This window comes from Streptomyces sp. DH12, assembly GCF_020873895.1.
Classification (GTDB): domain Bacteria; phylum Actinomycetota; class Actinomycetes; order Streptomycetales; family Streptomycetaceae; genus Streptomyces.
The window spans coordinates 50,550-73,152 of the sequence record NZ_JAHWGT010000009.1 but is presented as its reverse complement, the minus strand read 5'-3'; the positions used below and the strand labels follow the sequence as shown (position 1 = coordinate 73,152).

At 75.0% G+C, this 22,603-nt stretch carries 19 protein-coding genes; 12 read left to right on the top strand and 7 right to left on the bottom strand.

The genetic code is table 11. The features are described from left to right. Positions 1-25: 25 nt before the first annotated feature. The 3 genes from LPA54_RS10405 (at position 26) to LPA54_RS10395 (ending at position 2,879) form a co-directional block, all read left to right on the top strand. Positions 26-751 carry a DUF5819 family protein gene (locus LPA54_RS10405; protein ID WP_228976129.1) on the top strand — a complete coding sequence of 242 codons (726 nt, stop codon included), beginning with the start codon at positions 26-28 and terminating at the stop codon, positions 749-751. A 338-nt stretch (positions 752-1,089) separates the two neighbouring features. Continuing rightward, the gene (locus tag LPA54_RS10400; RefSeq protein WP_267486989.1) at positions 1,090-2,214 is read left to right on the top strand and encodes an HTTM domain-containing protein; all 1,125 of its coding nucleotides are present in this window, start codon (positions 1,090-1,092) and stop codon (positions 2,212-2,214) included. Then, positions 2,211-2,879 (top strand): TrmH family RNA methyltransferase, encoded by a 669-nt coding sequence (locus LPA54_RS10395; protein ID WP_228976125.1) that lies wholly within the window; start codon positions 2,211-2,213, stop codon positions 2,877-2,879. The genes LPA54_RS10400 and LPA54_RS10395 overlap by 4 nt, the downstream gene beginning before the upstream one ends. Before the next feature lie 119 nt (positions 2,880-2,998). Here LPA54_RS10395 and paaN read toward each other — a convergent pair whose 3' ends face one another. Beyond that, the gene (paaN, locus tag LPA54_RS10390) at positions 2,999-4,693 is read right to left on the bottom strand and encodes a phenylacetic acid degradation protein PaaN (RefSeq protein ID WP_228976124.1); all 1,695 of its coding nucleotides are present in this window, start codon (positions 4,691-4,693) and stop codon (positions 2,999-3,001) included. Between the two features lie 123 nt (positions 4,694-4,816). Here paaN and LPA54_RS10385 point away from each other — a divergent pair, with 123 nt between their 5' ends. Both LPA54_RS10385 and LPA54_RS10380 read left to right on the top strand, forming a co-directional pair. Beyond that, positions 4,817-6,367, top strand: coding sequence for a 3-hydroxyacyl-CoA dehydrogenase (locus LPA54_RS10385; RefSeq protein WP_228976123.1), 1,551 nt, complete (start codon positions 4,817-4,819; stop codon positions 6,365-6,367). Next, entirely contained in the window at positions 6,364-6,957 is a 594-nt protein-coding gene (locus LPA54_RS10380) for a TetR/AcrR family transcriptional regulator (protein WP_228976121.1), read from the top strand. Before LPA54_RS10385 ends, LPA54_RS10380 begins: the two co-directional genes overlap by 4 nt. Positions 6,958-7,059: 102 nt before the next feature. On the opposite strand, the gene LPA54_RS10375 is transcribed toward LPA54_RS10380, so the two are convergent. After that, on the bottom strand, positions 7,060-7,587 hold the full coding sequence (locus LPA54_RS10375) for an Lrp/AsnC family transcriptional regulator (protein WP_228976118.1): 528 nt from the start codon (positions 7,585-7,587) through the stop codon (positions 7,060-7,062). 182 nt (positions 7,588-7,769) lie between these two features. On the opposite strand from LPA54_RS10375, the gene pdhA reads away from it, so the two are divergent. The 7 genes from pdhA (at position 7,770) to LPA54_RS10340 (ending at position 16,061) form a co-directional block, all read left to right on the top strand. Next, positions 7,770-8,912 carry a pyruvate dehydrogenase (acetyl-transferring) E1 component subunit alpha gene (gene pdhA / locus LPA54_RS10370; protein WP_228976116.1) on the top strand — a complete coding sequence of 381 codons (1,143 nt, stop codon included), beginning with the start codon at positions 7,770-7,772 and terminating at the stop codon, positions 8,910-8,912. After that, the gene (locus tag LPA54_RS10365) at positions 8,909-9,931 is read left to right on the top strand and encodes an alpha-ketoacid dehydrogenase subunit beta (RefSeq protein ID WP_228976114.1); all 1,023 of its coding nucleotides are present in this window, start codon (positions 8,909-8,911) and stop codon (positions 9,929-9,931) included. Before pdhA ends, LPA54_RS10365 begins: the two co-directional genes overlap by 4 nt. After that, positions 9,931-11,397 carry a dihydrolipoamide acetyltransferase family protein gene (locus LPA54_RS10360; protein ID WP_228976112.1) on the top strand — a complete coding sequence of 489 codons (1,467 nt, stop codon included), beginning with the start codon at positions 9,931-9,933 and terminating at the stop codon, positions 11,395-11,397. The genes LPA54_RS10365 and LPA54_RS10360 overlap by 1 nt, the downstream gene beginning before the upstream one ends. 115 nt (positions 11,398-11,512) lie before the next feature. Beyond that, positions 11,513-12,418, top strand: coding sequence for an NTP transferase domain-containing protein (locus LPA54_RS10355; RefSeq protein WP_228976109.1), 906 nt, complete (start codon positions 11,513-11,515; stop codon positions 12,416-12,418). Further along, positions 12,415-13,755, top strand: a complete 1,341-nt coding sequence (locus LPA54_RS10350; protein WP_228976106.1) for a molybdopterin molybdotransferase MoeA — start codon at positions 12,415-12,417, stop codon at positions 13,753-13,755. Before LPA54_RS10355 ends, LPA54_RS10350 begins: the two co-directional genes overlap by 4 nt. Continuing rightward, positions 13,752-14,873 carry a TrkA family potassium uptake protein gene (locus LPA54_RS10345; RefSeq protein ID WP_228976105.1) on the top strand — a complete coding sequence of 374 codons (1,122 nt, stop codon included), beginning with the start codon at positions 13,752-13,754 and terminating at the stop codon, positions 14,871-14,873. Before LPA54_RS10350 ends, LPA54_RS10345 begins: the two co-directional genes overlap by 4 nt. A gap of 189 nt (positions 14,874-15,062) precedes the next feature. Then, positions 15,063-16,061, top strand: a complete 999-nt coding sequence (locus LPA54_RS10340; protein ID WP_228976103.1) for an NAD(P)H-quinone oxidoreductase — start codon at positions 15,063-15,065, stop codon at positions 16,059-16,061. Between the two features lie 167 nt (positions 16,062-16,228). On the opposite strand, the gene LPA54_RS10335 is transcribed toward LPA54_RS10340, so the two are convergent. The 5 genes from LPA54_RS10335 to LPA54_RS10315 all read right to left on the bottom strand — a co-directional run bounded on the left by LPA54_RS10335 (position 16,229) and on the right by LPA54_RS10315 (position 22,439). After that, positions 16,229-16,771 (bottom strand): bacterial proteasome activator family protein, encoded by a 543-nt coding sequence (locus tag LPA54_RS10335; RefSeq protein ID WP_228976100.1) that lies wholly within the window; start codon positions 16,769-16,771, stop codon positions 16,229-16,231. Positions 16,772-16,889: 118 nt separating this feature from the next. Then, entirely contained in the window at positions 16,890-19,766 is a 2,877-nt protein-coding gene (locus tag LPA54_RS10330; protein ID WP_228976099.1) for an ABC transporter permease, read from the bottom strand. After that, the gene (locus tag LPA54_RS10325; RefSeq protein WP_228976097.1) at positions 19,763-20,533 is read right to left on the bottom strand and encodes an ABC transporter ATP-binding protein; all 771 of its coding nucleotides are present in this window, start codon (positions 20,531-20,533) and stop codon (positions 19,763-19,765) included. Before LPA54_RS10325 ends, LPA54_RS10330 begins: the two co-directional genes overlap by 4 nt. Before the next feature lie 118 nt (positions 20,534-20,651). Next, entirely contained in the window at positions 20,652-21,371 is a 720-nt protein-coding gene (locus LPA54_RS10320) for a PadR family transcriptional regulator (protein ID WP_228976095.1), read from the bottom strand. Positions 21,372-21,467: 96 nt separating this feature from the next. Continuing rightward, positions 21,468-22,439 (bottom strand): hypothetical protein, encoded by a 972-nt coding sequence (locus tag LPA54_RS10315; RefSeq protein WP_228976093.1) that lies wholly within the window; start codon positions 22,437-22,439, stop codon positions 21,468-21,470. Positions 22,440-22,603: the final 164 nt, after the last annotated feature.

Sequence of the window (22,603 nt, the reverse complement as noted above, 5' to 3'; positions counted from 1 at the left end):
GTGGAGCGACGCGGAACGGGGCGGGATGGAGTCGTACGACGGGCAGCGGGAACGCGCCGGGCACGCTGCTCACGGTGAAGTGCCAGGTCCGGCCGGGATGGCCGGTCTCTCCCTGCCCTACCAGGTGGCGGCGGCCGTCGCACTCGCGGTGATCGGGCTCGCCGCCTGCCTCCACGTCGCCGTGGTGTTCCTCCACGTCGCCCCGTCGAACACCCTCACCAAGCAGCACGGCGCGGCGGTCGACGCCTGGGTCATGCCCGAGTTCGAGCAGAACTGGAAGCTCTTCGCCCCCAATCCGCTCCAGCAGAACATCGCCGTGCACGTGCGCGCCGAGGTGGTGGGCGACGGCGGACGCCGGGTCACCCCGTGGATCGATCTGACCGGCGAGGACGGAGCGGCCATCCGGGGGAACCCCATCCCCAGCCACACGCAGCAGAACGAGCTGCGCCGCGCCTGGGACTTCTACGCCAACCAGCACGGCGACGACGACCGCGGCACCGGACTGCGCGCCGAGCTCTCCGAGCGCTACATCCGGCGCATCGCGATGGACCGGCTGGAGGACCACCGGCTGGGCGGACGGATCGAGCGGATACAGATACGCTCCTCCACCACCGGCGTCGGGGCCCCTCCGTGGAGCGACGAGAAGATCGACACACGTCCCTTCCGCCGGGTCCTGCCCTGGTGGACCGTGACCGCCGCCGACCTGCCGGGCGGCGTCACCGGCGGCCGCGCGACGGAGGAGGCCCGGTGAACCCCAGCGCCCCCCGGCCCGCCGGCGGCCCCGACGAGCGCACCGTACCGCTCCCGGCTCCCGCGCCCCCCGCGTCCAGCGCGCGTCCCGAGTCCCCTGAGCCTGCCGCGGCACCCCCGGCCCCGGCAGCGCCCGCAGCGCCCCCAACCCCAGCAGCTCCGGCAGCCCCCGCGTCCCGCGTGGACGGCGAGCGCGTCCCGCGGCCCCGGACCCCCGCCCCGCACGGCCCGTCCGACGGTCCGCCGCCCGCGGCACGCCGCGCCCCCGCGCCGGGCGCGCACCGCGAAGGGCCGGATCGCCGGCTCGCCAGGGCGGTCCACAAGGTCACCGGCACGGTCATGGGCCCGCACCAGACGGCGGTCGTCCGCATCGGGTTCGCCGCGGCCTGGCTGCTGTTCCTGCTGCGCGAGTTCCCGCACCGCCACGAGCTGTACGGGCCGCAGTCCCCGTGGAGCTGGGACATGGCGCGGCGGCTGATCGAGGACAACCACTCCTTCACCGTCCTGATGTGGTCGGACTCCGCGCTGTGGTTCGAGGCCGTCTACGCGGGCGCCGTGCTCTCCAGCGCGCTGCTGCTGGTCGGCTGGCGCACCCGTGCGACGTCCGTCCTCTTCATGGTCGGCGTGCTCTCGTTGCAAAACCGCTCCGTCTTCATGGGCGACGGCGGTGACAACGTCATCCACCTCATGGCGCTCTACCTCGTCCTCACCCGCTGCGGGCGCTCGTGGTCGCTGGACGCCCGCAGGGCGGCGCGCCGGCCCGCCCCCCGGGTCGACCGCACGGGCGTGGCGCTGTGGGCGGTCCTGGGCTTCGGCCTCGTGGCGGTCGTGCTCTTCCGCGACCGCAGCGGCGAGCCGTGGTTGCTGGTCCTGCTGTGGCTGCTGTGGCTCGCGCAGGGCCTGTGGTGGCTGGTGTGCCGCTTCGCCCCCGGTGAGCCGCGCACCCTGCTCGACGTCCTTGCGAACCTGCTGCACAACGCCGCCCTCGCCGTGATCATGGCCGAGGTGTGCCTGATCTACGCGACGGCCGGCTGGTACAAGATCCAGGGTTCCCGCTGGCAGGACGGCACGGCGCTGTACTACCCGCTCCAGCTCGACTACTTCACCCCCTGGCCCGCCCTCTCGGACTTCCTGGCGGGCAGTGGGGTGGTGGTCATGCTGATCACCTACGGCACGGTGATCGTGCAGGTCGCCTTCCCCTTCACGCTCTTCAACCGCCGCGTCAAGAACGTGCTCCTGGCGGTGATGATGCTGGAGCACGCCGGGATCGCCGTCCTGCTCGGCCTGCCCTTCTTCTCGCTGGCGATGATCGCGGCGGACGCCGTGTTCCTGCCGACGGTCTTCCTGCTGTGGCTGGAGCGGCGGGCCCGCACGGCGGGGCGGCGGCTGCGCCCCGGCGGTACGCCGCGGGCGGGCGAGCGGCCGGCGCCGGACGCGCCGCACCCCCGTACCCTCGTCGGGTGAGCAGCGAGACCCCCGCGGAAACCCCACTCCAGTACGACGACGGCTACGGCCCCGAGGTCGGTGTCGGCCCGCACCCCCGGCCGTGGCCGCAGGGCGCGAGGTACGACCCCGAACTGCTCGCCGGGGGCGACCGGCGCAACGTCGCCGACCGGTACCGGTACTGGACGCGCGAGGCGATCGTCGCCGACCTCGACACCCGGCGGCACGACTTCCACGTGGCCGTGGAGAACTGGGGCCACGACTTCAACATCGGCTCGGTCGTCCGGACCGCCAACGCCTTCCTGGCGAAGGAGGTCCACATCGTCGGCCGACGGCGCTGGAACCGGCGCGGCGCGATGGTCACCGACCGGTACCAGCACGTCCGCCACCACCCCGACACCGCGTCGCTGACGGCGTGGGCCGAGGCCGAGGGGCTGCCGATCATCGGCATCGACAACCTGCCGGGGGCGGTGCCGCTGGAGCGGACGGAGCTTCCCCGCCGCTGCGTGCTGCTGTTCGGGCAGGAGGGGCCCGGACTCACCGAGGAGGCGCGCCGGCACGCGCGGACGGTCTGCTCGATCGCCCAGTTCGGTTCGACCCGCTCGATCAACGCGGGCGCCGCCGCCGCGATCGCGATGCACGCCTGGATCCAGCGGTACGCGGAGATCACCGACACCCCCGCGTGAGACCGCCGGAACCGCTGGCCCACCGGTCCGCGCCGGGCTGTCCGCCGGGGCCGCGCACCGCGGGCCCGGTGCCCCGGAGCCGTGCTCCGGGGCGCGGGCCGGCGGGGTCCGCGGGAGTGTCACGCCGGGCGGCGGACCTCCACCACGCGGAAGCGGTTGGCGACGAAGGCGCTGTCGCACAGGGCGGCGTTGGCGGCGGGGTTGCCGCCGGAGCCGTGGAAGTCGGAGAACGCCGCCGTCTGGTTGACGTAGACGCCGCCCGTGAGGTTCAGCGACAGCTGCGCCGACTCCTCCAGGCACACCTCCTCGACCGCCCGCTCCACCTCCGCAGAGGTCGTGTACGCCCCGACCGTCATGGCGCCCTTCTCGCGGACCGTGCGGCGCAGCAGCTCCAGCGCGTCGGCGGTCGAGTCCACCGACACGGCGAACGAGACCGGGCCGAAGCACTCCGACATGTAGGCGGCCTCCGCGTCGGGCTTGGAGCCGTCGAGCCTCACCACGAGCGGCGTGCGGACCACGGCGTCGGGGAAGTCCGGGTGGGTGACCTCGCGGGAGGCCAGGGCCACCTCGCCGAGCCCGGCGGCCGCCTCCAGACGCGCCTTCACGTCCGGGTTGACCAGCGCGCCCAGCAGGCCGTTCGCCCGGGCGTCGTCGCCGAGCAGGCCGTCCACCGCGGCGGCGAGGTCCGTGACGACCTCGTCGTACGTCTTGTGGCCGGCGTCGGTGGCGATGCCGTCGCGGGGGATCAGCAGGTTCTGCGGGGTGGTGCACATCTGACCGCTGTACAGGGAGAGCGAGAAGGCGAGGTTGGCCAGCATGCCGCGGTAGTCGTCGGTGGAGTCGACGACGACGGTGTTGACGCCGGCCTTCTCCGTGTACACCTGGGCCTGGCGGGCGTTCTCCTCCAGCCAGTCGCCGAACGACGTGGAGCCGGTGTAGTCGATGATCCGGATCTCCGGGCGGACGGCCAGTGCCTTGGCGATGCCCTCGCCGGGGCGCTCGGCGGCCAGGGCCACGAGGTTCGGGTCGAAGCCCGCCTCCGCCAGCACCTCGCGGGCGACGCGCACCGTCAGGGCGAGCGGCAGCACCGCGCGCGGGTGCGGCTTGACCAGGACGGCGTTGCCCGTGGCGAGGGAGGCGAAGAGGCCGGGGTAGCCGTTCCACGTGGGGAAGGTGTTGCAGCCGATCATCAGGGCGATGCCTCGGCCGACCGGCGTGAACGTCTTGCGCAGCCGCAGCGGGTCGCGCTTGCCCTGCGGCTTGGACCACTCGGCGTCGTCCGGCGTGCGCGTCTGCTCCGCGTACGCGTAGGCGACCGCCTCCAGGCCGCGGTCCTGGGCGTGCGGGCCGCCGGCCTGGAACGCCATCATGAACGCCTGCCCGCTGGTGTGCATCACCGCGTGCGCGAACTCGTGCGTCCGGGCGCTGATCCGGGCGAGGACCTCCAGGCACACCAGGGCGCGCGTCTCCGGGCCCGCGTCCCGCCAGGCCGCCATGCCGGCGCGCATCGCGGGGAGCAGGACGTCCACGTCGACGTGCGGGTACTCGACGCCCAGCGCCGGGCCGTACGGGGAGGTCTCCCCGCCCGTCCAGCCGTCCGTGCCCGGCTGGTCCAGTTCGAAGCGGGACCCCAGCGTGGCGCGGTGTGCGGCCAGGCCGTCGGCGGCGCTCAGCGAGCCGTCCTCCCCGTAGGCCTTCGGGTGCTCCGGGTGCGGGGACCAGTAGGCACGCGTCCGGATCGCCTCCAGCGCCTGGTCGAGTGTGGGCCGGTGCCTCTCGGCCAGGTGGGCGGGGGACAGCTGCGCGGCGGCCATGGCGGACCAACTCCTCGGTGAGCTGGGCGGGGACAGGCGGACAGAGCTAGAGTAACCGAACGATCGGTCGGGACAAGGGGGTCTCTCGGACCTGTGGACAACGCATCGGGGAGGATCACTGGTATGACCGACACAGAGGCCACCACCCGGGCGGCCGGGAGCGCCGTCGAGCGGGACCGGACCGTCGCCGTCGTCGGCACCGGCACCATGGGCCAGGGCATCGCGCAGGTCGCGCTGGTCGCCGGCCACCCCGTCCGCCTCTACGACACCGCCCCCGGCCGGGCCGCGCAGGCCGCCGAGGCCGTCGTCGGGCGGCTGGACCGGCTGGTCGCGAAGGGCCGGCTGGCTCCCGAGGAGCGGGACGCCGCCGCGGCGCGGCTTACGCCCGCGGGCAGCCTCGGCGAGCTGGCCGACGCCGCGCTCGTCGTCGAGGCGATCGTGGAGGACCTCGCCGTCAAGCAGGAGCTCTTCGCCGCCCTGGAGAAGACCGTCGACGAGGGCTGCCTGCTCGCCACCAACACCTCCTCCCTCTCGATCACCGCCATCGCGGGCGCGCTGCGCCTCCCCGGCCGCTTCGTCGGCATGCACTTCTTCAACCCGGCGCCGCTGCTGCCGCTCGTGGAGGTCGTCAGCGGCTTCGCCACCGACATCGCCTCCGCCACGCGCGCGTACGAGACGGCCCGCGCCTGGGGCAAGACGCCCGTGGCCTGCGCCGACACCCCCGGCTTCCTCGTCAACCGGATCGCCCGCCCCTTCTACGCGGAGGCCTTCGCCGTACACGAGGAGCAGGCCGCCGACCCGGCCACCATCGACGCCGTCCTGCGCGAGTCGGGCGGCTTCCGCATGGGCGCCTTCGAGCTGACCGACCTCATCGGCCACGACGTCAACGAGGCCGTCACCCGCTCCGTCTGGGAGGCCTTCTTCCAGGACCCGAGGTTCCGGCCGTCGCTGGCGCAGCGCCGTCTCGTCGAGGCCGGGATGCTGGGCCGCAAGACGGGCCGCGGCTGGTACGCGTACGACGACGAGGGCGCCCACCACCCCGAGCCGCACACCGCCGAGCCCGCGGCGCCGCCCGCGCACCTCGTCGTCGAGGGCGACCTCGAACCCCACGGCGAGCTGCTGGAGATGATCCGCGAGTCCGGCATACCCCTGCGCGAGGAGGAAGAGGACAAGGGCACCCGGCTGGTGCTGCCCACCGGCGGCCAGCTGGTCGCGGCCGACGGCCAGACGTCCGTGGAGTTCCGCGACGTCGTCTACTTCGACCTCGCCCTCGACTACCGCACGGCGACCCGTGTCGCCCTGGCCGCGGGCCCGGACACCTCCCCCGAGACGCTCGGACAGGCGATCGGGCTCTTCCAGGCGCTCGGCAAGAAGGTGAGCGTCATCGCCGACGTGCCCGGCATGATCGTCGCCCGCACGGTGGCCCGGCTCATCGACCTGGCGCACGAGGCCGTGGCCAAGGGCGTCGCCACCGAGGAGGACGTCGACACGGCCATGCGGCTCGGCGTGAACTATCCCCTCGGACCGATCGAGTGGAGCCGCAGGCTCGGCCGGAACTGGGCCTACGACGTCCTGGACGAGATGCACCAGCGCGACCCGTCGGGACGGTACGCGCCCTCCCTGGCGCTCTTCCGCCACTCCTACGCCGACGACAAGCGGGAGACCGGACGATGACCACCGCCAGGCGGGACACGTACACGCCCGAGACGCTGCTCTCCGTCGCCGTCCGGGTGTTCAACGAGCGCGGCTACGACGGCACGTCCATGGAGCACCTCTCCAAGGCGGCCGGCATCTCGAAGTCCTCGATCTACCACCATGTGACGGGCAAGGAGGAGCTGCTGCGGCGGGCGGTCAGCCGCGCCCTGGACGGCCTCTTCGCCGTCCTCGACGAGGAGCCCGCCACCCGCGGGAGGGCCGTGGAGCGGGTCGAGTACGTCACGCGGCGTACCGTCGAGGTGCTCATGGACGAGCTGCCCTACGTCACGCTCCTGCTGCGCGTGCGCGGCAACACGCGGACCGAGCGCTGGGCGCTGGAGCGGCGCCGCGAGTTCGACCACCGCGTCGCCGACCTGATGAAGGCCGCCGCGGGCGAGGGCGACCTGCGGTCCGACGTGGACATAAAGACCGCGACGCGGCTCCTCTTCGGCATGGTCAACTCCATGGTCGAGTGGTACCGGCCGCTGCCGGGCGACGGGGCGGACCGGCAGCAGGTCACGGACACGGTCGTCCGGCTCGCCTTCGACGGGCTGCGCACCGGGCACTGAGCGCCCGCACCGAGCCCGCCCCCGGGCACTGCGAGCCCGCACCGCGCCCCGCGCACGGCGCCCGCTGGAGGACCCGCGCTGCCCGTCCGGCCGGCGGGGCCGCTACGCCTCGTCGGCCGCGAGCCTGCGGTTGAGGTCCGTCTCCTCGAACACCAGCAGCGTCCGCGTGGACAGCACCTCCGGGATGGCCTGGAGCTTGGTCAGCACCAGCTCCCGCAGCGTGCGGTTGTCCGGCGTGTGCACCAGGAGCAGGACATCGAAATCGCCGCTGACCAGGGCGATGTGCGCGGCGCCCGGCAGTGCCTGGAGCTGCTCGCGGACCGTGCGCCAGGAGTTCTGCACGATCTTCAACGTGATGTAGGCGGAGGCGCCCTGGCCCGCCCGCTCGTGGTTGACGCGCGCGCTGAAGCCCCGGATCACGCCGTCGTCGATGAGCCGGTTGATCCGCGCGTAGGCGTTCGCGCGCGACACGTGGACCCGCTCGGCGACCGACCGTATCGAGGCGCGGCCATCCGTTTGGAGGATCCGCAGGATGTCGCGGTCGATGGCGTCGAGAGGGCGCGGCGGCACCGCCGCCTGGTCGTCCGGAAACCCCTGCTCCCGGCCCTCGGCCATTTGTTCAGCTGCCATGTCCCCCCGCCTTCCTCTCGTGGACGACCTGCCCCTATCCCAGGCTGTGCAAAACCGTTTGTCCACAGGCTGAGGGCGCCTGTAGCCAAATTGGATCCACGACCGAACAATCGGTAGGTGAGGCGCGCCACACTCCGCGCCGCCCCCGGGTGTTATGCCCACTCCCACGAGGAGGTGCTGTCATGACGGTCCAAGAGCTGCCCGGCGCGGCCTCTTACCGGCTCACCCCGCCACCGGCGTGGAAGCCCCGCACGGATCCGGCGCCGCTGCTCCCGGACCCCGAGCCCTTCCGGGTGCTCGGCACGGACGCCGCCGCGGGCTTCGCCCCCGAGGTGCTGCGGCGGCTCTACACCGAGCTGGTGCGCGGCCGCCGGTACAACGCCCAGGCGACCGCCCTCACCAAGCAGGGCCGTCTGGCGGTGTACCCCTCCAGCACCGGGCAGGAAGCCTGCGAGGTGGCCGCCGCGCTCGTCCTGGAGGAGCGGGACTGGCTCTTCCCGTCGTACCGGGACACCCTCGCGGCCATGGCGCGCGGCCTCGACCCCGTCGAGGCGCTGACCCTGCTGCGGGGCGACTGGCACACCGGGTACGACCCGCGCGAGCACCGCATCGCCCCCCTGTGCACCCCGCTCGCCACGCAGCTGCCCCACGCCGTGGGCCTGGCGCACGCCGCCCGCCTCAAGGGCGACGACGTCGTGGCCCTGGCCATGGTCGGCGACGGCGGCACCAGCGAGGGCGACTTCCACGAGGCGCTGAACTTCGCGGCGGTCTGGCAGGCACCGGTCGTCTTCCTCGTGCAGAACAACGGCTTCGCCATCTCCGTGCCGCTCGCCAAGCAGACCGCGGCCCCCTCCCTCGCGCACAAGGCGGTCGGCTACGGCATGCCGGGCCGCCTCGTCGACGGGAACGACGCCGCCGCGGTCCACCAGGTGCTCTCCGAGGCGGTGGCGCGGGCCCGGCGCGGTGGCGGTCCCACGCTGGTCGAGGCCGTGACGTACCGCGTGGAAGCCCACACCAACGCCGACGACGCGACGCGCTACCGCGGCGACGGCGAGGTCGAGGCATGGCGGCGGCACGACCCGATCAGGCTGCTGGAGCGGGAGCTGACGGAGCGTGGACTGATCGACGAGGACGGCGTACGGGAGGCGGCCGAGCAGGCCGAGGCCATGGCCGCCCGGCTGCGCGAGCGGATGAACGCCGACGCCGTGCTGGACCCCATGGACCTGTTCACCCACGTCTACGCGGAGCAGACCGCGCAGCTGCGGGAGCAGGCGGCGCAGCTGCGGGCCGAGCTGGACGCCGAATCGGAAGGTGACGAGCGATGACCACCGTGGCCGCCAAGCGCGCCACCGCGGCGAAGCCCGCGACGATGGCGCAGGCCCTCCAGCGGGCCATGCGCGACGCGATGGCCGAGGACCCGACCGTGCACGTCATGGGCGAGGACGTCGGCACCCTCGGCGGCGTCTTCCGGGTCACCGACGGGCTGGCCAAGGAGTTCGGCGACGACCGGTGCACCGACACGCCGCTCGCCGAGGCCGGCATCCTCGGCACGGCCGTCGGCATGGCGATGTACGGGCTGCGGCCGGTCGTCGAGATGCAGTTCGACGCCTTCGCCTACCCCGCCTTCGAGCAGATGGTCAGCCACGTCTCGCGCATGCGGAACCGGACGCGCGGCGCCATGCCGATGCCGCTCGTGGTCCGCGTGCCGTACGGCGGCGGCATCGGCGGCGTCGAGCACCACAGCGACTCGTCCGAGGCGTACTACATGGCGACTCCGGGGCTCCATGTCGTCACGCCCGCGACGGTCGCCGACGCCTACGGGCTGCTCCGCGCGGCCATCGCCTCCGACGACCCGGTCGTGTTCCTGGAGCCGAAGCGGCTCTACTGGTCCAAGTCCGACTGGTCCCCCGACGCCCCCGCCGCCGTCGAGCCGATCGGGCGGGCCGTGGTGCGCCGCACCGGTCGCAGCGCCACCCTGATCACGTACGGCCCCTCCCTGCCGGTGTGCATGGAGGCGGCCGAGGCGGCGCGGGCCGAGGGCTGGGACCTGGAGGTCGTCGACCTGCGGTCCCTGGTGCCGTTCGACGACGAGACGGTCTGCGCGTCGGTCCGGCGCACCGGGCGGGCGGTCGTCGTCCACGAGTCGACGGGCTTCGCCGGGCCGGGCGCGGAGATCGCCGCCCGCGTCACCGAGCGGTGCTTCCACCACTTGGAAGCGCCGGTGCTGCGGGTGGCGGGCTTCGACATCCCGTACCCCCCGCCCATGCTGGAGCGGCACCACCTGCCCGGTGTCGACCGGGTCCTGGACGCGGTCGCGCGGCTCCAGTGGGAGGCGGGGAGCTGATGGCCCGGGTGTTGGAGTTCAAGCTGCCGGACCTCGGTGAGGGGCTCACCGAGGCGGAGATCGTGCGGTGGCTCGTCGCGGTCGGTGACGTCGTCGCCATCGACCAGCCGGTCGTGGAGGTCGAGACGGCCAAGGCGATGGTCGAGGTGCCCTGCCCCTACGGCGGTGTGGTCACCGCCCGCTACGGCGAGGAGGGCGAGGAGCTGCCGGTCGGCGCACCGCTGATCACCGTCGCCGTCGGCGCGCCTGACGGCCCGGACGGTGACGGCGCGCCCGTCGACGGCGTCCCGGCGGATGCCACCGGCGGCTCCAGGCCCGCCGCGCCCGCCCCGGAGCCGGTGGCCTCCGGGGCCGCCCCCGCGGACGACGCGGCGGAGGGCTCGGGGAACGTGCTGGTCGGGTACGGGACGAGCGCGGCCGCCGCCCGGCGTCGCCGCGTACGCCCCGCCGCGCCCGCCGGAGCGGCGGCCCCGTCGGCCACCGCCCCGACCGCCGCCCCCGTCGGTCCGGTGGCCGGTGGACGTCCGGTCGTTGCCGCCGCGCCCGCGGCCCTGTCGGACGGGCCGGTACCGGTGATCTCCCCGCTCGTGCGGAAGCTCGCCCGGGAACGCGGCCTCGACCTGCGGCGGCTGCGCGGTTCCGGGCCCGACGGGCTCATCCTGCGCGCGGACGTCGAGCGGGCGTCCACCGAGCCGGCTCCGGCGCCCCCTGCCGCGACCGCGCACACCGCCCCGGAGCGGGGGGCGCCGGCCGGTGGCCCGCGGACCGGGCCCGGCGCGGAGGAGCGGGTGCCGCTGCGCGGGGTGCGCGGCGCCGTCGCGGAGAAGCTGTCCCGCAGCCGCCGGGAGATCCCCGACGCGACCTGCTGGGTCGACGCGGACGCGACGGAGCTCATGGCGGCCAGGTCCGCGATGAACGCCGCCGGCGCACCGAAGATCTCCCTGCTCGCGCTGCTCGCCCGGATCTGCGTGGCGGCGCTGGCCCGCCACCCGGAGCTCAACTCCCGGGTGGACCAGGAGGCCCGCGAGATCGTGCGGCTGCCCGAGGTGCACCTCGGCTTCGCCGCCCAGACAGAGCGCGGTCTGGTCGTCCCCGTCGTCCGCGACGCGCACGCCCGGTCGGCCGAGTCGCTGACCGCGGAGTTCGCCCGGCTCACCGAGGCCGCGCGGACCGGCTCCCTCACCCCGGCGCAGCTGACCGGCGGGACGTTCACGCTCAACAACTACGGCGTGTTCGGCGTCGACGGCTCCACGCCGATCATCAACCACCCCGAGGCGGCCATGCTCGGTGTCGGGCGGATCGTCCCCAAGCCGTGGGTGCACCGCGGGGAACTGGCCGTGCGTCAGGTGGTGCAGCTGTCGCTCACGTTCGACCACCGGGTGTGCGACGGCGGCACCGCGGGAGGCTTCCTGCGGTACGTCGCCGACTGCGTCGAGCAGCCGGCGGTCCTGCTGCGCACCCTGTAGCCGGGGGCCGGCGGCACACGAGGCACCCCGGCACGCGCGGTGCCGCCGTGCGCCCCCGGCCCCTTCCCGCGGGGCCGGGGGAAGCGCCGGCCGGGGCGGCGCCCATACTGGGGCGGTGACCCGATTCGACGCCGTCGTGCTGGCCGGGGGCGCCGCCAGGCGACTCGGTGGCGCGGACAAACCCGGCCTGAGCGTGGGCGGGCGCACCCTGCTCGACCGGGTGCTCGACGCCTGCCGCGACGCCGGACGCACCGTCGTCGTGGGCGGCCGGCGACCCACCGCCCGCCCCGTCCGGTGGGCGCGGGAGGACCCGCCGGGAGGCGGGCCGCTCGCCGCCCTCTCCGCCGGCGTGCGGCAGGTGGAGGCCGAGACGGTCGTCGTCCTCGGCGGCGACCTGCCCTTCCTGGACCGCGCGGCCGTCCGGCGGCTCGTCGACGCGCTCACGGCCGGGACGGCCGAGGCGGCGCTCGCCGTCGACGCCGACGACCGCGACCAGCCGCTCGTCGCGGCGTACCGCACCGAGCCGCTGCGCCGCGAGATCGCGCTCCTCGCCGCCGAGCACGGCGCTCTCACCGGGTTGCCCCTGCGTCTGCTGACCGGGGAACTGGACCTCGCCCGGGTCCCCGCCCCGCCGCTCGCCGCCTTCGACTGCGACACCTGGGACGATCTCGCAGCGGCCCGGGCCCGCATCAGGGAGCATGGGAACGTGCTGGACGAATGGATCACCGCGGTCAAGGCCGAACTCGGCGTCGAGCTGGACGTCGACACCGGTCTGCTGCTGGACCTGGCCCGCGACGCGGCCCACGGCGTCGCCCGCCCGGCGGCCCCGCTCACCACGTTCCTCGTGGGGTACGCGGCGGCCAAGGCGGAGGGGGGAGGCCCCGAGGCCGTCGCCGAGGCGGTCCGCAAGGCGACCGCGCTCGCCGCACGGTGGGCCGGAGAGACCGCGGAGACCGGTGAAGCCGGGGAGTCCGGGAAGGCCGGGGAGTCCGGGAAGGCCGGGGAGGCCGGACCCGCATGACCGGTCCCGACGTCGACGGCGTCGACGAAGCACTGGCCCTGGTCGGCAGCCCGTCCGCCCGGCCCGCGGCCCCCGGCCCCCACGCGGCGGCGTGGGACCGGGCCCGGGAGGTCGCCGCCCGCCAAGGCCGCGCCACTCCCGCCCGAGCCCGCCGAGTCCCCCTCGCCGACGCGCTCGGCCGGGTCCTCGCCGCGCCGCTCACCGCACTCACCGACCTCCCCTCGTTCGACACCTCCGCCATGGACGGCTGGGCGGTCGGCGGCCCCGGCCCGTGGGAGATCCGGTCGGGCGACTCCGTCCTCGCCGGGCACGGGGAGGCGCCCGCGCTGGCCGACGGCACCGCCGTACGGATCGCCACCGGCGCCCGCGTACCGAACGGCACCACCGCCGTCATCCGCTCCGAGCACGCCCGCACCGGCCCCGACCGCGAGCGGGCCCGCACCGGGGAGGGCGGCGGCCACCTGTACGCCCGCGGGGACGTGCTGCCCGGGCAGGACATCCGGCCGCGCGCCCAGGAGTGCCGCACCGGCGACGAACTGCTCGCCGCCGGCACCGCCGTCACCCCCGCCGTCCTCGGCCTGGCGGCGGCCGCCGGGTACGACGAACTGCTCACCGCGGAGCGCCCCCGCGTGGAAGTGCTCGTCCTCGGCGACGAACTCCTCACCTCCGGCGTCCCGCACGACGGGCTCGTCCGGGACGCCCTCGGCCCGATGCTCGCGCCCTGGCTGCGCGCCCTCGGCGCCGACGTCGTCGCCGTCCGCCGCGTCGGGGACGACGCCGAGGCGCTGCGCGCGGCCGTCACCGGGGCCGACACGGACCTCGTCGTCACGACGGGCGGCACCGCCGGCGGACCGGTCGACCACGTCCATCCCGTCCTGGCGGCGGTCGGGGCGGAGCTGCTGGTGGACGGCGTGGGCGTACGGCCGGGGCACCCGATGCTGCTGGCCCGCCTCGCCGGCCCCGGCACGCCCCGGTACGTCGTCGGGCTGCCCGGCAACCCGCTGGCCGCCGTCTCCGGACTGCTCACGCTCGCGGAACCGCTGCTGCGCGGACTGGCCGGACACCCCGCTCCGGATCCGTGCCGCGTCCCCGTCCGGGACGCGGTGCAGGGCCACCCGCGGGACACCCGGCTCGTACCGGTCGTCCACCGCGCGGGCCGGGCCGTCCCGCTCCACTACGCCGGGCCGGCCATGCTCCGCGGCCTCGCCGCGGCCGACGGCCTCGCCGTCATCCCTCCGGGCGGAGCCCGCCCGGAGGAGTACGTGGAAGTCCTGCCCCTGCCGTGGACGGCCGCCGCGCCGGTGCCGACACCTGCCCAGGGAGGGTGTTTCACGTGAAACTGCCCAGTCAGCAACCGACGAGCGCGCCGGAGGAGGACATCCTCGGCACCGGCCGGGTGCGGCTTCCCCGCGCGATGGTCGAGCACCCGCTGCGGCAGGTGGGCCAGCGTCTGGCCCTCGCCTTCCTCGTCCTCGCCGTCACCGTGCTGATCGTGGTGATCGACCGGGACGGCTACAAGGACAACATCGACGGGAGCGTCAGCCTCCTCGACGCGGCCTACTACGCGACGGTGACCCTCTCGACCACCGGCTACGGCGACATCGTGCCGGCCAGCGACGCGGCCCGGCTGGTCAACATCCTGGTCGTGACGCCCCTGCGCGTCCTTTTCCTGATCATCCTGGTCGGCACCACCCTTGAGGTGCTGGCCGAGCGCACCCGCGAGGAGTGGCGCCAGAAGCGTTGGAGGTCCACCTTGCGCGACCACACCGTCGTCGTCGGCTTCGGGACGAAGGGCCGTTCCGCGCTGGCGACGCTCATGGCCACGGGCCTGAAGAAGGAACAGGTCGTGGTGGTCGACCCGAGCAGCAAGGTCATCGACGTGGTGAACGCCGACGGCCTCACCGGCGTGGTCGGCGACGGCACCCGCAGCGACGTGCTGCTGCGCGCCGAGGCCCAGCGGGCCCGGCAGATCATCATCGCCACGCAGCGGGACGACACCGCGGTCCTCGTCACCCTCACGGCCCGGCAGCTCAACAAGGGCGCCAAGATCGTCGCGGCGGTGCGCGAGGAGGAGAACTCCCCGCTGCTGCGCCAGTCCGGCGCGGACGCCGTCATCACCAGCGCGAGCGCGGCGGGACGGCTGCTCGGCCTCTCCGTGCTGAGCCCCAGCGCCGGCGCGGTCCTGGAGGACCTGATCCACCAGGGCTCGGGGCTCGACCTCGTGGAGCGCCCCGTCACGAAGGCCGAGGCCGGGCAGGACGTCCGCCACACCTCCGACCTCGTGGTGAGCGTGCTGCGCGGCCACCGGCTGATCGGTTACGACGACCCCGAGGCGAGCCCGCTGCAGCTGACCGACCGGGTCATCACCATCGTGCGCCGGGCGCGCGGCGCGGTGCGGACGACGGCGAAGCCCTCCAGCTGGAACGGCGCGGCGAACGGCCCCGGCCGGGACTAGGGGGTTTCCGGAAAGTCCCGCCTGGGCCGCGACGCCCGGCACGCACGCTCGGGGTGTCCCGTCGTTCACGCCGGGAGCCCGGCTTGAACGGCGAGACACCCCCTGGGCCGGGTGCGGAGTCCGAAGGCGGGCAGTGCGAGGCTCGGCGGGCTCCGCACCGTGTGCGGGATGCGGAGTAGCCTCGCGCGCATGCATGCGATCACGATTCCCGAACCCGGTGGCCCCGAGGCGCTCGTCTGGTCCGAGGTGCCCGATCCCGTGCCCGGCGAGGGCGAGGTGCTCGTCGACGTCGCGGCCGGCGCCGTCAACCGCGCGGACCTGCTCCAGCGCCAGGGCTTCTACGACCCCCCGCCTGGCGCGTCCCCCTACCCCGGCCTCGAATGCTCCGGCCGGGTTGCCGCGATCGGCCCCGGCGTCTCGGGCTGGAACGTCGGTGACGAGGTGTGCGCGCTGCTGTCGGGCGGCGGGTACGCCGAGAAGGTCGCCGTCCCGGCCGGTCAGCTCCTGCCGCTCCCCAAGGGCGTCGACGTCGTCACGGCGGCCGCGCTTCCGGAGGTCACCGCCACGGTCTGGTCGAACGTCTTCATGGTGGCCCACCTCCGCCCGGGCGAGACCCTGCTCGTCCACGGCGGCGCCAGCGGCATCGGCACCATGGCGATCCAGCTCGGCAAGGCCGTCGGCGCGCGGGTCGCGGTGACGGCGGGCAGCCCGGAGAAGCTCGAACGGTGCGCGGAGCTGGGCGCCGACATCCTCATCGACTACCGGCGGCAGGACTTCGTCGAGGAGCTGCGCGCCGCGACGGACGGGGCCGGGGCGGACGTCATCCTCGACATCATGGGCGCCAAGTACCTCGGACCGAACGTGCGGGCGCTCGCCGTCAACGGCCGTCTGGCCGTCATCGGACTCCAGGGCGGGGTCAAGGGCGAGCTGAACCTCGGCGCGCTGCTCGACAAGCGGGCGGCGGTGACGGCGACCTCGCTGCGCAAGCGCCCGCCGGCGGAGAAGGCGGCGATCATCGCCGCCGTACGGGAGCACGTCTGGCCGCTGGTCGAGGCGGGCAGCGTCCGCCCGGTCGTCGACCGGACCTTCCCGATGGCGGAGGCGGCCGAGGCCCACCGGACGCTGGAGGACAGCACGCACGTCGGCAAGGTGCTGCTCACCACCGGCACGGGCGGCGCGGCCGCCTGACGCGGTGGCCTGACGCGGCGCCACCCACGGGTCGCGCCCCATCGGCCCGGACGGCGAACGGGCGGACGGCGAACGGCGGACGGCCCGGCACGCGGTGCGTGCCGGGCCGTCACGGTTCGGAAGTGCGGCCTCGAAAGGGCGGGTTCACGCCCTCACGGGTTCAGGGGTCACAGGTACGGGCCGCCCGTACGAGCCCTGCTCGGCCCCTGCTCGTCGTCCTCCTGCGAGCCGACGCCCGGCGGCAGGGCGCGGCGCATCTGCTCCAACTGGGCGCGCGCCGCCATCTGCTGGGCGAACAGCGCCGTCTGGATGCCGTGGAAGAGCCCTTCCAGCCATCCCACCAACTGCGCCTGCGCGATCCGCAGTTCCGCGTCCGAGGGGATCCCGTCGTCGGTGAACGGGAGGGACAGCCGCTCCAGTTCCTCGACGAGCTCGGGCGCGAGGCCCTCCTCCAGCTCCTTCACCGAGCTGTGGTGGATCTCCTTGAGCCGGACCCGGCTCGCCTCGTCGAGGGGTGCCGCCCGCACCTCCTCCAGCAGCTGCTTGATCATGCTGCCGATCCGCATGACCTTCGCGGGTTGCTCGACCATCTCCGTCACCGGGATCTCCCGCGACTCGTCGTCGCCGTTCCCGCCGCCGAGCGCCATTCCGTCCTGCCCGACGATGAGGACCTGCGGACTCTCCGACCGTTCATTCCTCGGCATCTCCATGCCGCCATTCTCTCGTACAGACGCGTCACCACTCGGTCTGCCCCCGCGCGAAGGTGATCCACCCTCGCGCGGGGGCACGACCCGGTGTCCGTACCGGCGCGGGCCCGGTGTCCCGGACCTAGGCCGCCGCCCGGCGGGCCACCGCCCCGCGCGACCGGGTGAGCAGGGCCGCGAGGAGCGCGGCGCCCAGGGGGACGGCGATCAGCAGGGCGCCGAGCGTCTCCCAGGGGACGACGACCGGTATGTGCGGCAGGTCGCCGGCGCCGGCCCAGCCGCCGTCGCGGGCCTCCTCGTACCAGCGCGCCGCCTCGCGCCGCTCGGTGAGCCGCAGTCCGATCGCGGGCAGGACACCCGCGACCGAGCCCAGCACGACGCCCATCACCGCGACCACCCCGCACTGGAACCCGCTGAGGGTGCGACGCACCCGGGGCGGGGCGCCGACGGCGGCGAGGGTCTTCAGGTCGGCTTCGGCGTCGGCCTGGGCGAGGCCGGTGGCGATACCGGCCGCGCCGATGGTGATGAGGCCGGCGAAGAGGGTCAGGGCCAGCAGGACGATGCCGGACTCGCTGACGTACCCCTCCTCCACGTGCAGCTGGACGTCGCTGCCGATCCGGGCGAGGTCCGCGTCGAGCTTCTGGCGCTGCTCCGAGCCGGGCACGTGGTCGGTGGAGAAGTACGAGCCCATGGGGACGGTGGTGAGACCGGCGGCCTTGGCGGCGGCCGGGCTGATCACGGCGGAGACGCCGTAGGAGTCGGTGTCCTCGGGGGCCGGGTACGCGGGGAGGCGCTTCACCGGGCCGGGCGGGACCTGGCCCTTCTCCAGCGCCGCGGCGGCCTTGGCCGGGTCGGTGACCAGGCGCACCGCGAGGGCGCCGGCGTCGACGTGCGGCTTGTGGAAGGAGACGACGCCGCCCTCGGCCAGCGCCTTCCGGGCGGCCGGGTCGTCGATCCCGAGCACCGTCAGCAGCTTCTCGTCCCCCACGACCAGGCTCTCCTCGGTGGGGACGGAGCCGGAACCGGAGGACTGGCAGCGCCAGTCGTCGGCGAGCTTGCGGCGCTCCTGCGGGGAGAACTTGGCGGAGGGGTCCTCGCCGTCGGGGCCGACGGTGCCCCACAGCGGGCACTCGTTCGCCTTCGGGACGACGACCTCCAGCCGGCCGCACCCCTCGCCCTCCTCGTGGGGGGAGCAGCCGGGCTTGCCGACCACGATCCGCGAGACGTCGGCCCGCACGTCCACGGGGAGATGCTTCTGCACGGCCTCACGCACCGCGGAGACGTCCCGGCCGGCCTCTTCGACGACGAGAGCCGAGACGGCTCCATGCGGCAGCCACGCCGTGTACTCGGCGCGCTGCTGGGCGTCCTGGCTGGCCGCGTACGTGGCCACGGCGACCGTGCCGGCGACGGCGGCGAGGACGGCGGCGACGGCCGGCGCCGTGCGGCCCCGGTTGCGGACGGCGTCGCGCAGGGCCAGCCGGGGCGACAGCGGCAGCCAGCGGCCGGCGCGGCCGAAGACGCCGACCAGCATCGGCGTCATGGCGACGACACCCAGTTCGGCGAGGGCACTGCCCCCGGCGACGATGACGAACTGGTCGGTGACCACCGAGCCGTAGAGGGCGATGGCGCCGCCGACGAGGGCGGCCGCGAGGCCGACGACGGGCAGGACGCGGTTGCTCCTGCGGACGCCGCGGCGGCCGGTCAGCGAGGCGAGGACCGTCTCGCGGGAGGCCGTGACGGCGGGGACGACGGCGGCGAGCAGACCGGTCAGCACGGCGAGGGCGCCGATGCCGAGCAGCTCCAGCGGGCGCACGTCGAAGGCGCCGAACCGCTGGCCCAGGGTGTCCTCCAGCACCGGCCGCAGCGCGAAGGTCAGGGCGAGGCCGAGGACCGTGCCGGTGACGGCCGCGGCCACGCCGATCACCAGTCCGCCGGCCAGCACGATGGCGCGGATGTGGCTGCGGGCTCCGCCGTTGGCGCCGACCAGGCCGAGCTGGCGGCGGGAGCGGCGCGCGCCGACCGCGAAGGCCGGCCCGGCGAGCAGGCAGATCTCCAGCATGGCGAGGCCCACGATCGTGGCGCCGGCGACCAGGACGGCCTTCTTCTCACCGGAGTCGCCCGTGTACCAGCTGCTCTGTCGGTACAGCGGTACGTCGGCGTCGGCGGGCGGGTCCACGAGGACGGCGCGGGAGACCACGCTGACGCCCTTGGAGTTGGCCTCCTTGACCATGTTCCACGTGAAACCGTCGCCCGCGGAGCCCCCCCGGTCGCGGTCGAGCTTCACCAGCAGGCCGGTGGAGCTGCCCGCGGTGGCCATGCCGGACGCTTCCAGGCCCTTGCGGAGCGGGTCGAGGAACGCGCCCGGGAGGGCGTTGACCTGGACCGTCTTCAGGTCGTCGGGGAGTTCGTACGCGCCGGTGATCCGGTACTCGCGGTCGAGTCCGCGGGCGGCGAGCGTGCCGCCGACCTTCAGGCCGCTCTCCTCCAGGAAGCGCGTCGAGGCCGCGACCTCGTCGGCGCGCTCGGGGAAGCGGCCGTCGAGCAGCGTCATGATGCCGCGCGCGGCCGGGTGGGCCGCCTGGAGTTCGCGGATCTCCGTGTGGAGCAGGCCGTGGGCCGTCCGCAGCTTCCCGGACCCGCTGCTGTCCTTCAGCACGGTGGCGCCCGCGGGGACGATGCCGTTCAGGTCGGCGTCGCCCTCGGGCAGCGGCTCGTCGTCGTCCCGCTCGGGCAGCGTGGTCATCTTGCCGTCGGGGGACTGCAGGACGGGCGCCCCGCCGTAGCCGGGGTCGCTCAGCCGGGCGTCGGCGGCGCCGAGCTGGCGGGTCGCGCGCTCCTGCGGGGAGAGTTCGGCGCTGCGCAGGGTCAGGTCGGCGGCGCTCACCCCGAGGATGGGCAGCGCGATCATCGCGAGGACGAGGAAGCTGCGGCCCTTGAAGCGCCAGGCGTCGCGTCTGGCGATCCGCACCGCGGCGCGCCAGGAGTGGAACCAGTTCTTCACCGCTCGCCCGCCTGCCCCGAGAGGAGGGACTCGGCGCCGGAGCGCACGGTCTGGTCGACGACGGCGCCGTCGCGCAGGAAGACCACGCGGTCGGCCCAGGCGGCGAACCGCGGCTCGTGGGTGACGAGGACGCCGGCCGCGCCGGCGTCGCACCGCGAGCGGAGCAGGGCGAGGACGGACTCGCCGGTCTCGGAGTCCAGGGCGCCCGTCGGTTCGTCGGCGAGGACGAGCCGCCGTTCGCCGACGAGCGCGCGGGCTATCGCCACGCGCTGCTGCTGGCCGCCGGACATCTCGTCGGGGAAGCGGTCGGCCAGGTGGGCCAGGCCCATCTCCTCCAGCGCGGCGAGCGCCTCCCCGCGCGCCTTGCGGGCGGAGGTGCCGTCCAGTTCGCGCGGCAGGGCGACGTTCTCGGCGGCGGTGAGCGCCGGGATGAGGTTGTAGTCCTGGAAGACGTAGCCGATGCTGCGGCGGCGCAGGGCGGCGAGGGTCTTGCGGTCGGCGGTGGTGATGTCGGTGTCCTCCACCACGACCCGTCCGGAGGTGGGGGTGTCGAGGCCGCCGGCGATGGTGAGCAGAGTCGACTTGCCGGAGCCGGACGGGCCCATGACGGCGACCAGTTCGCCCGGGAAGACGTCGAGGTCGATGCCGCGCAGGGCGTGCACCTCCGTGGCGCCGGTGCCGTGGACGCGGGTCAGCTGCTGGAGCCGCAGAACGGGCTTGGGTGACTGGTGCGCCTGCTGTGACAGCTGTGGCGTCGGTATGGACATGGAGGGTTCCCCCTTGGCGGGCGGCCCGACACGGGTCGGCGGGCGCGCTCGGAGCGGTCGGTCGTCGTGGTGGATCGGTTCGGTGGCAGGGTCTGCCGGTGCTGCCTGCGATGGGGCCTCAGCGGCCGGGCGCGCGCTCCGCGGCCGCGCCGGCGACCCCCGTGGTGCCGGCGGCGACCCCCGTGGTGCCGGTGGTGCCGCCGGCGTCGGAGTCCGTCGCCGAGGGGACCGGGATGGGGCCCGGCCCCGATCCCGGGGCCGATCCCCGGACCGGGGCGGGGTCCTGCCGGGCCGCCGCCGAGAGGCGGATCAGGCGCGCCTCGCAGTGGTCCAGCCAGCGCGCCTCCGCCTCCGTCTGGAAGATCAGCTGCTCCAGGACGAGGAGCCAGGCCACGTCGTCGCGCTGCTGCGGGCCGGTGTCCTCGACGGCGGAGAGGGCCCGGGCCTTCAGGCGCGTGTAGTCCTGCATCGCCTTGACGGTGTGCCGCCGCTGGGACTGGATCACCGCGCGGATGTCCACGCCGGACGCCCCGACCGCCATGGCGAGCTTGATCGCCAGCTCGTCACGGGCCGGACTGGTGCGGTCGACGGGGCGCTCGAACCAGGTGCGGAGCTCGGCCCGCCCCTCGTCGGTGATCACGTACAGCGGGTGGCCGGCCCCGTCCTCCCCCTGCTGCGCGACCATGCCGTCCCGCTCCAGCCGGCTGAGGGTCGTGTAGACCTGGCCGACGTTGAGCGGCCAGGTGGAGCCGGTGCGCGACTCGAACTCCGAGCGGAGCTGTGAGCCGTAGCGCGGGCCGCGTTCGAGGAGGGCCAGCAGGCCGTGGCGAATCGACATACTCAGTATGTATACCGAGTATGCCCGCGGGGACAACCGACTCAGGAGGGACCGAGGGGGTCCCCCCTGAGGAGGACGGAGGGGGCGGCGGAGGTGTCAGCGGCGGCGCAGCCGCAGCCCGATGAAGCCGAGGCCGAGGCCCATCAGGGAGAGCCCCACGCCGAGGGTGAAGACGGGAACCCGCCGGTCGACGGCCGATTCCGCGGAGTGCGCGCCCGTGTCGCGCGCGGCGGCCGAGGGCGTGCGGCGGGGGATGGTGGCCGCCGGGGGGTCCAACCCGGGTACCGCTTCCCACTCAGGTTCCTGGTGGGCGAGGGCGTCCCGGTCTGTTGCCGTTCTGGTACGGGAGCCGTCGCCGGGCACGTGCGAGGCGGCGGCCGGGCCGGTCGGGGACGGCGGGGCCGTGCGCCCCGGCTTGGGGCGCCCGGCACCGGCGGGGCGACCGGCGAGGGACGGCTGCGGCGGTGCGGTCACCGGGCGGACGGTCGGCGACGCGGGGCCGGCGGGCGGGCGGCCGGAGGCGGGGCGTGAGGAGGAGGGGGCGGGCGGGGCGGCCGGCGGGGCGAGGTGGTCGGGGCGGCCGTCCGGGCCGGTGGCGTCGTCCGCACCCGGCCCGGCACCCGCACTCGTACCCGGCCCGGCACCCGTACCCGGCCCGGCACCCGTACCCGAGCCGGTACCCGTACCCGAGCCGGCGCCCGGACCCACACCCGGACCGGGGCCCGCGTCCGAGCCGGGGCCCGTACCCGGAGCGGCACCGGTGCCCGAGCCGCCTCCGGTGCCCGATCCGCCGCCCGGGCCCGTGTCGGGGTCCTCGCCCGTGCCCGCGTCGGCGGGCGGCTCCGGCGCGTGGGCCGCGCCCTGGCCGGTGCTCGGCACGGGGAACCCGGTCTCCTCCGCGCCGGCGGGGGGCGCCCAGTACAGCCACGCCGAGAGCAGCGCCGCCGACAGGGACAGCGACAGCGGCAGGGACGGCGACAGGGACGGCGACAGCGGCAGGGCGACGGGGGCCGCGGGGGCGGCGGGGCTTCGGGGGCAGGCCCGCGGGCCGAGTGGTGGAGCAGTCACCGGGTGACCCTCTCCTGAGAGCAGCGGGGTGGTGCGATCACCGTCGCACGGCGGGGGACCGCCCGCATGCGGGGGCGGGGGCCGGCGTCGTCCGTAAAGGTGACGTCCGCACGCCCCGCCCGACCGCGCCCGCGGCATCCCACCCGCGCCCGCGGCCCACCCGC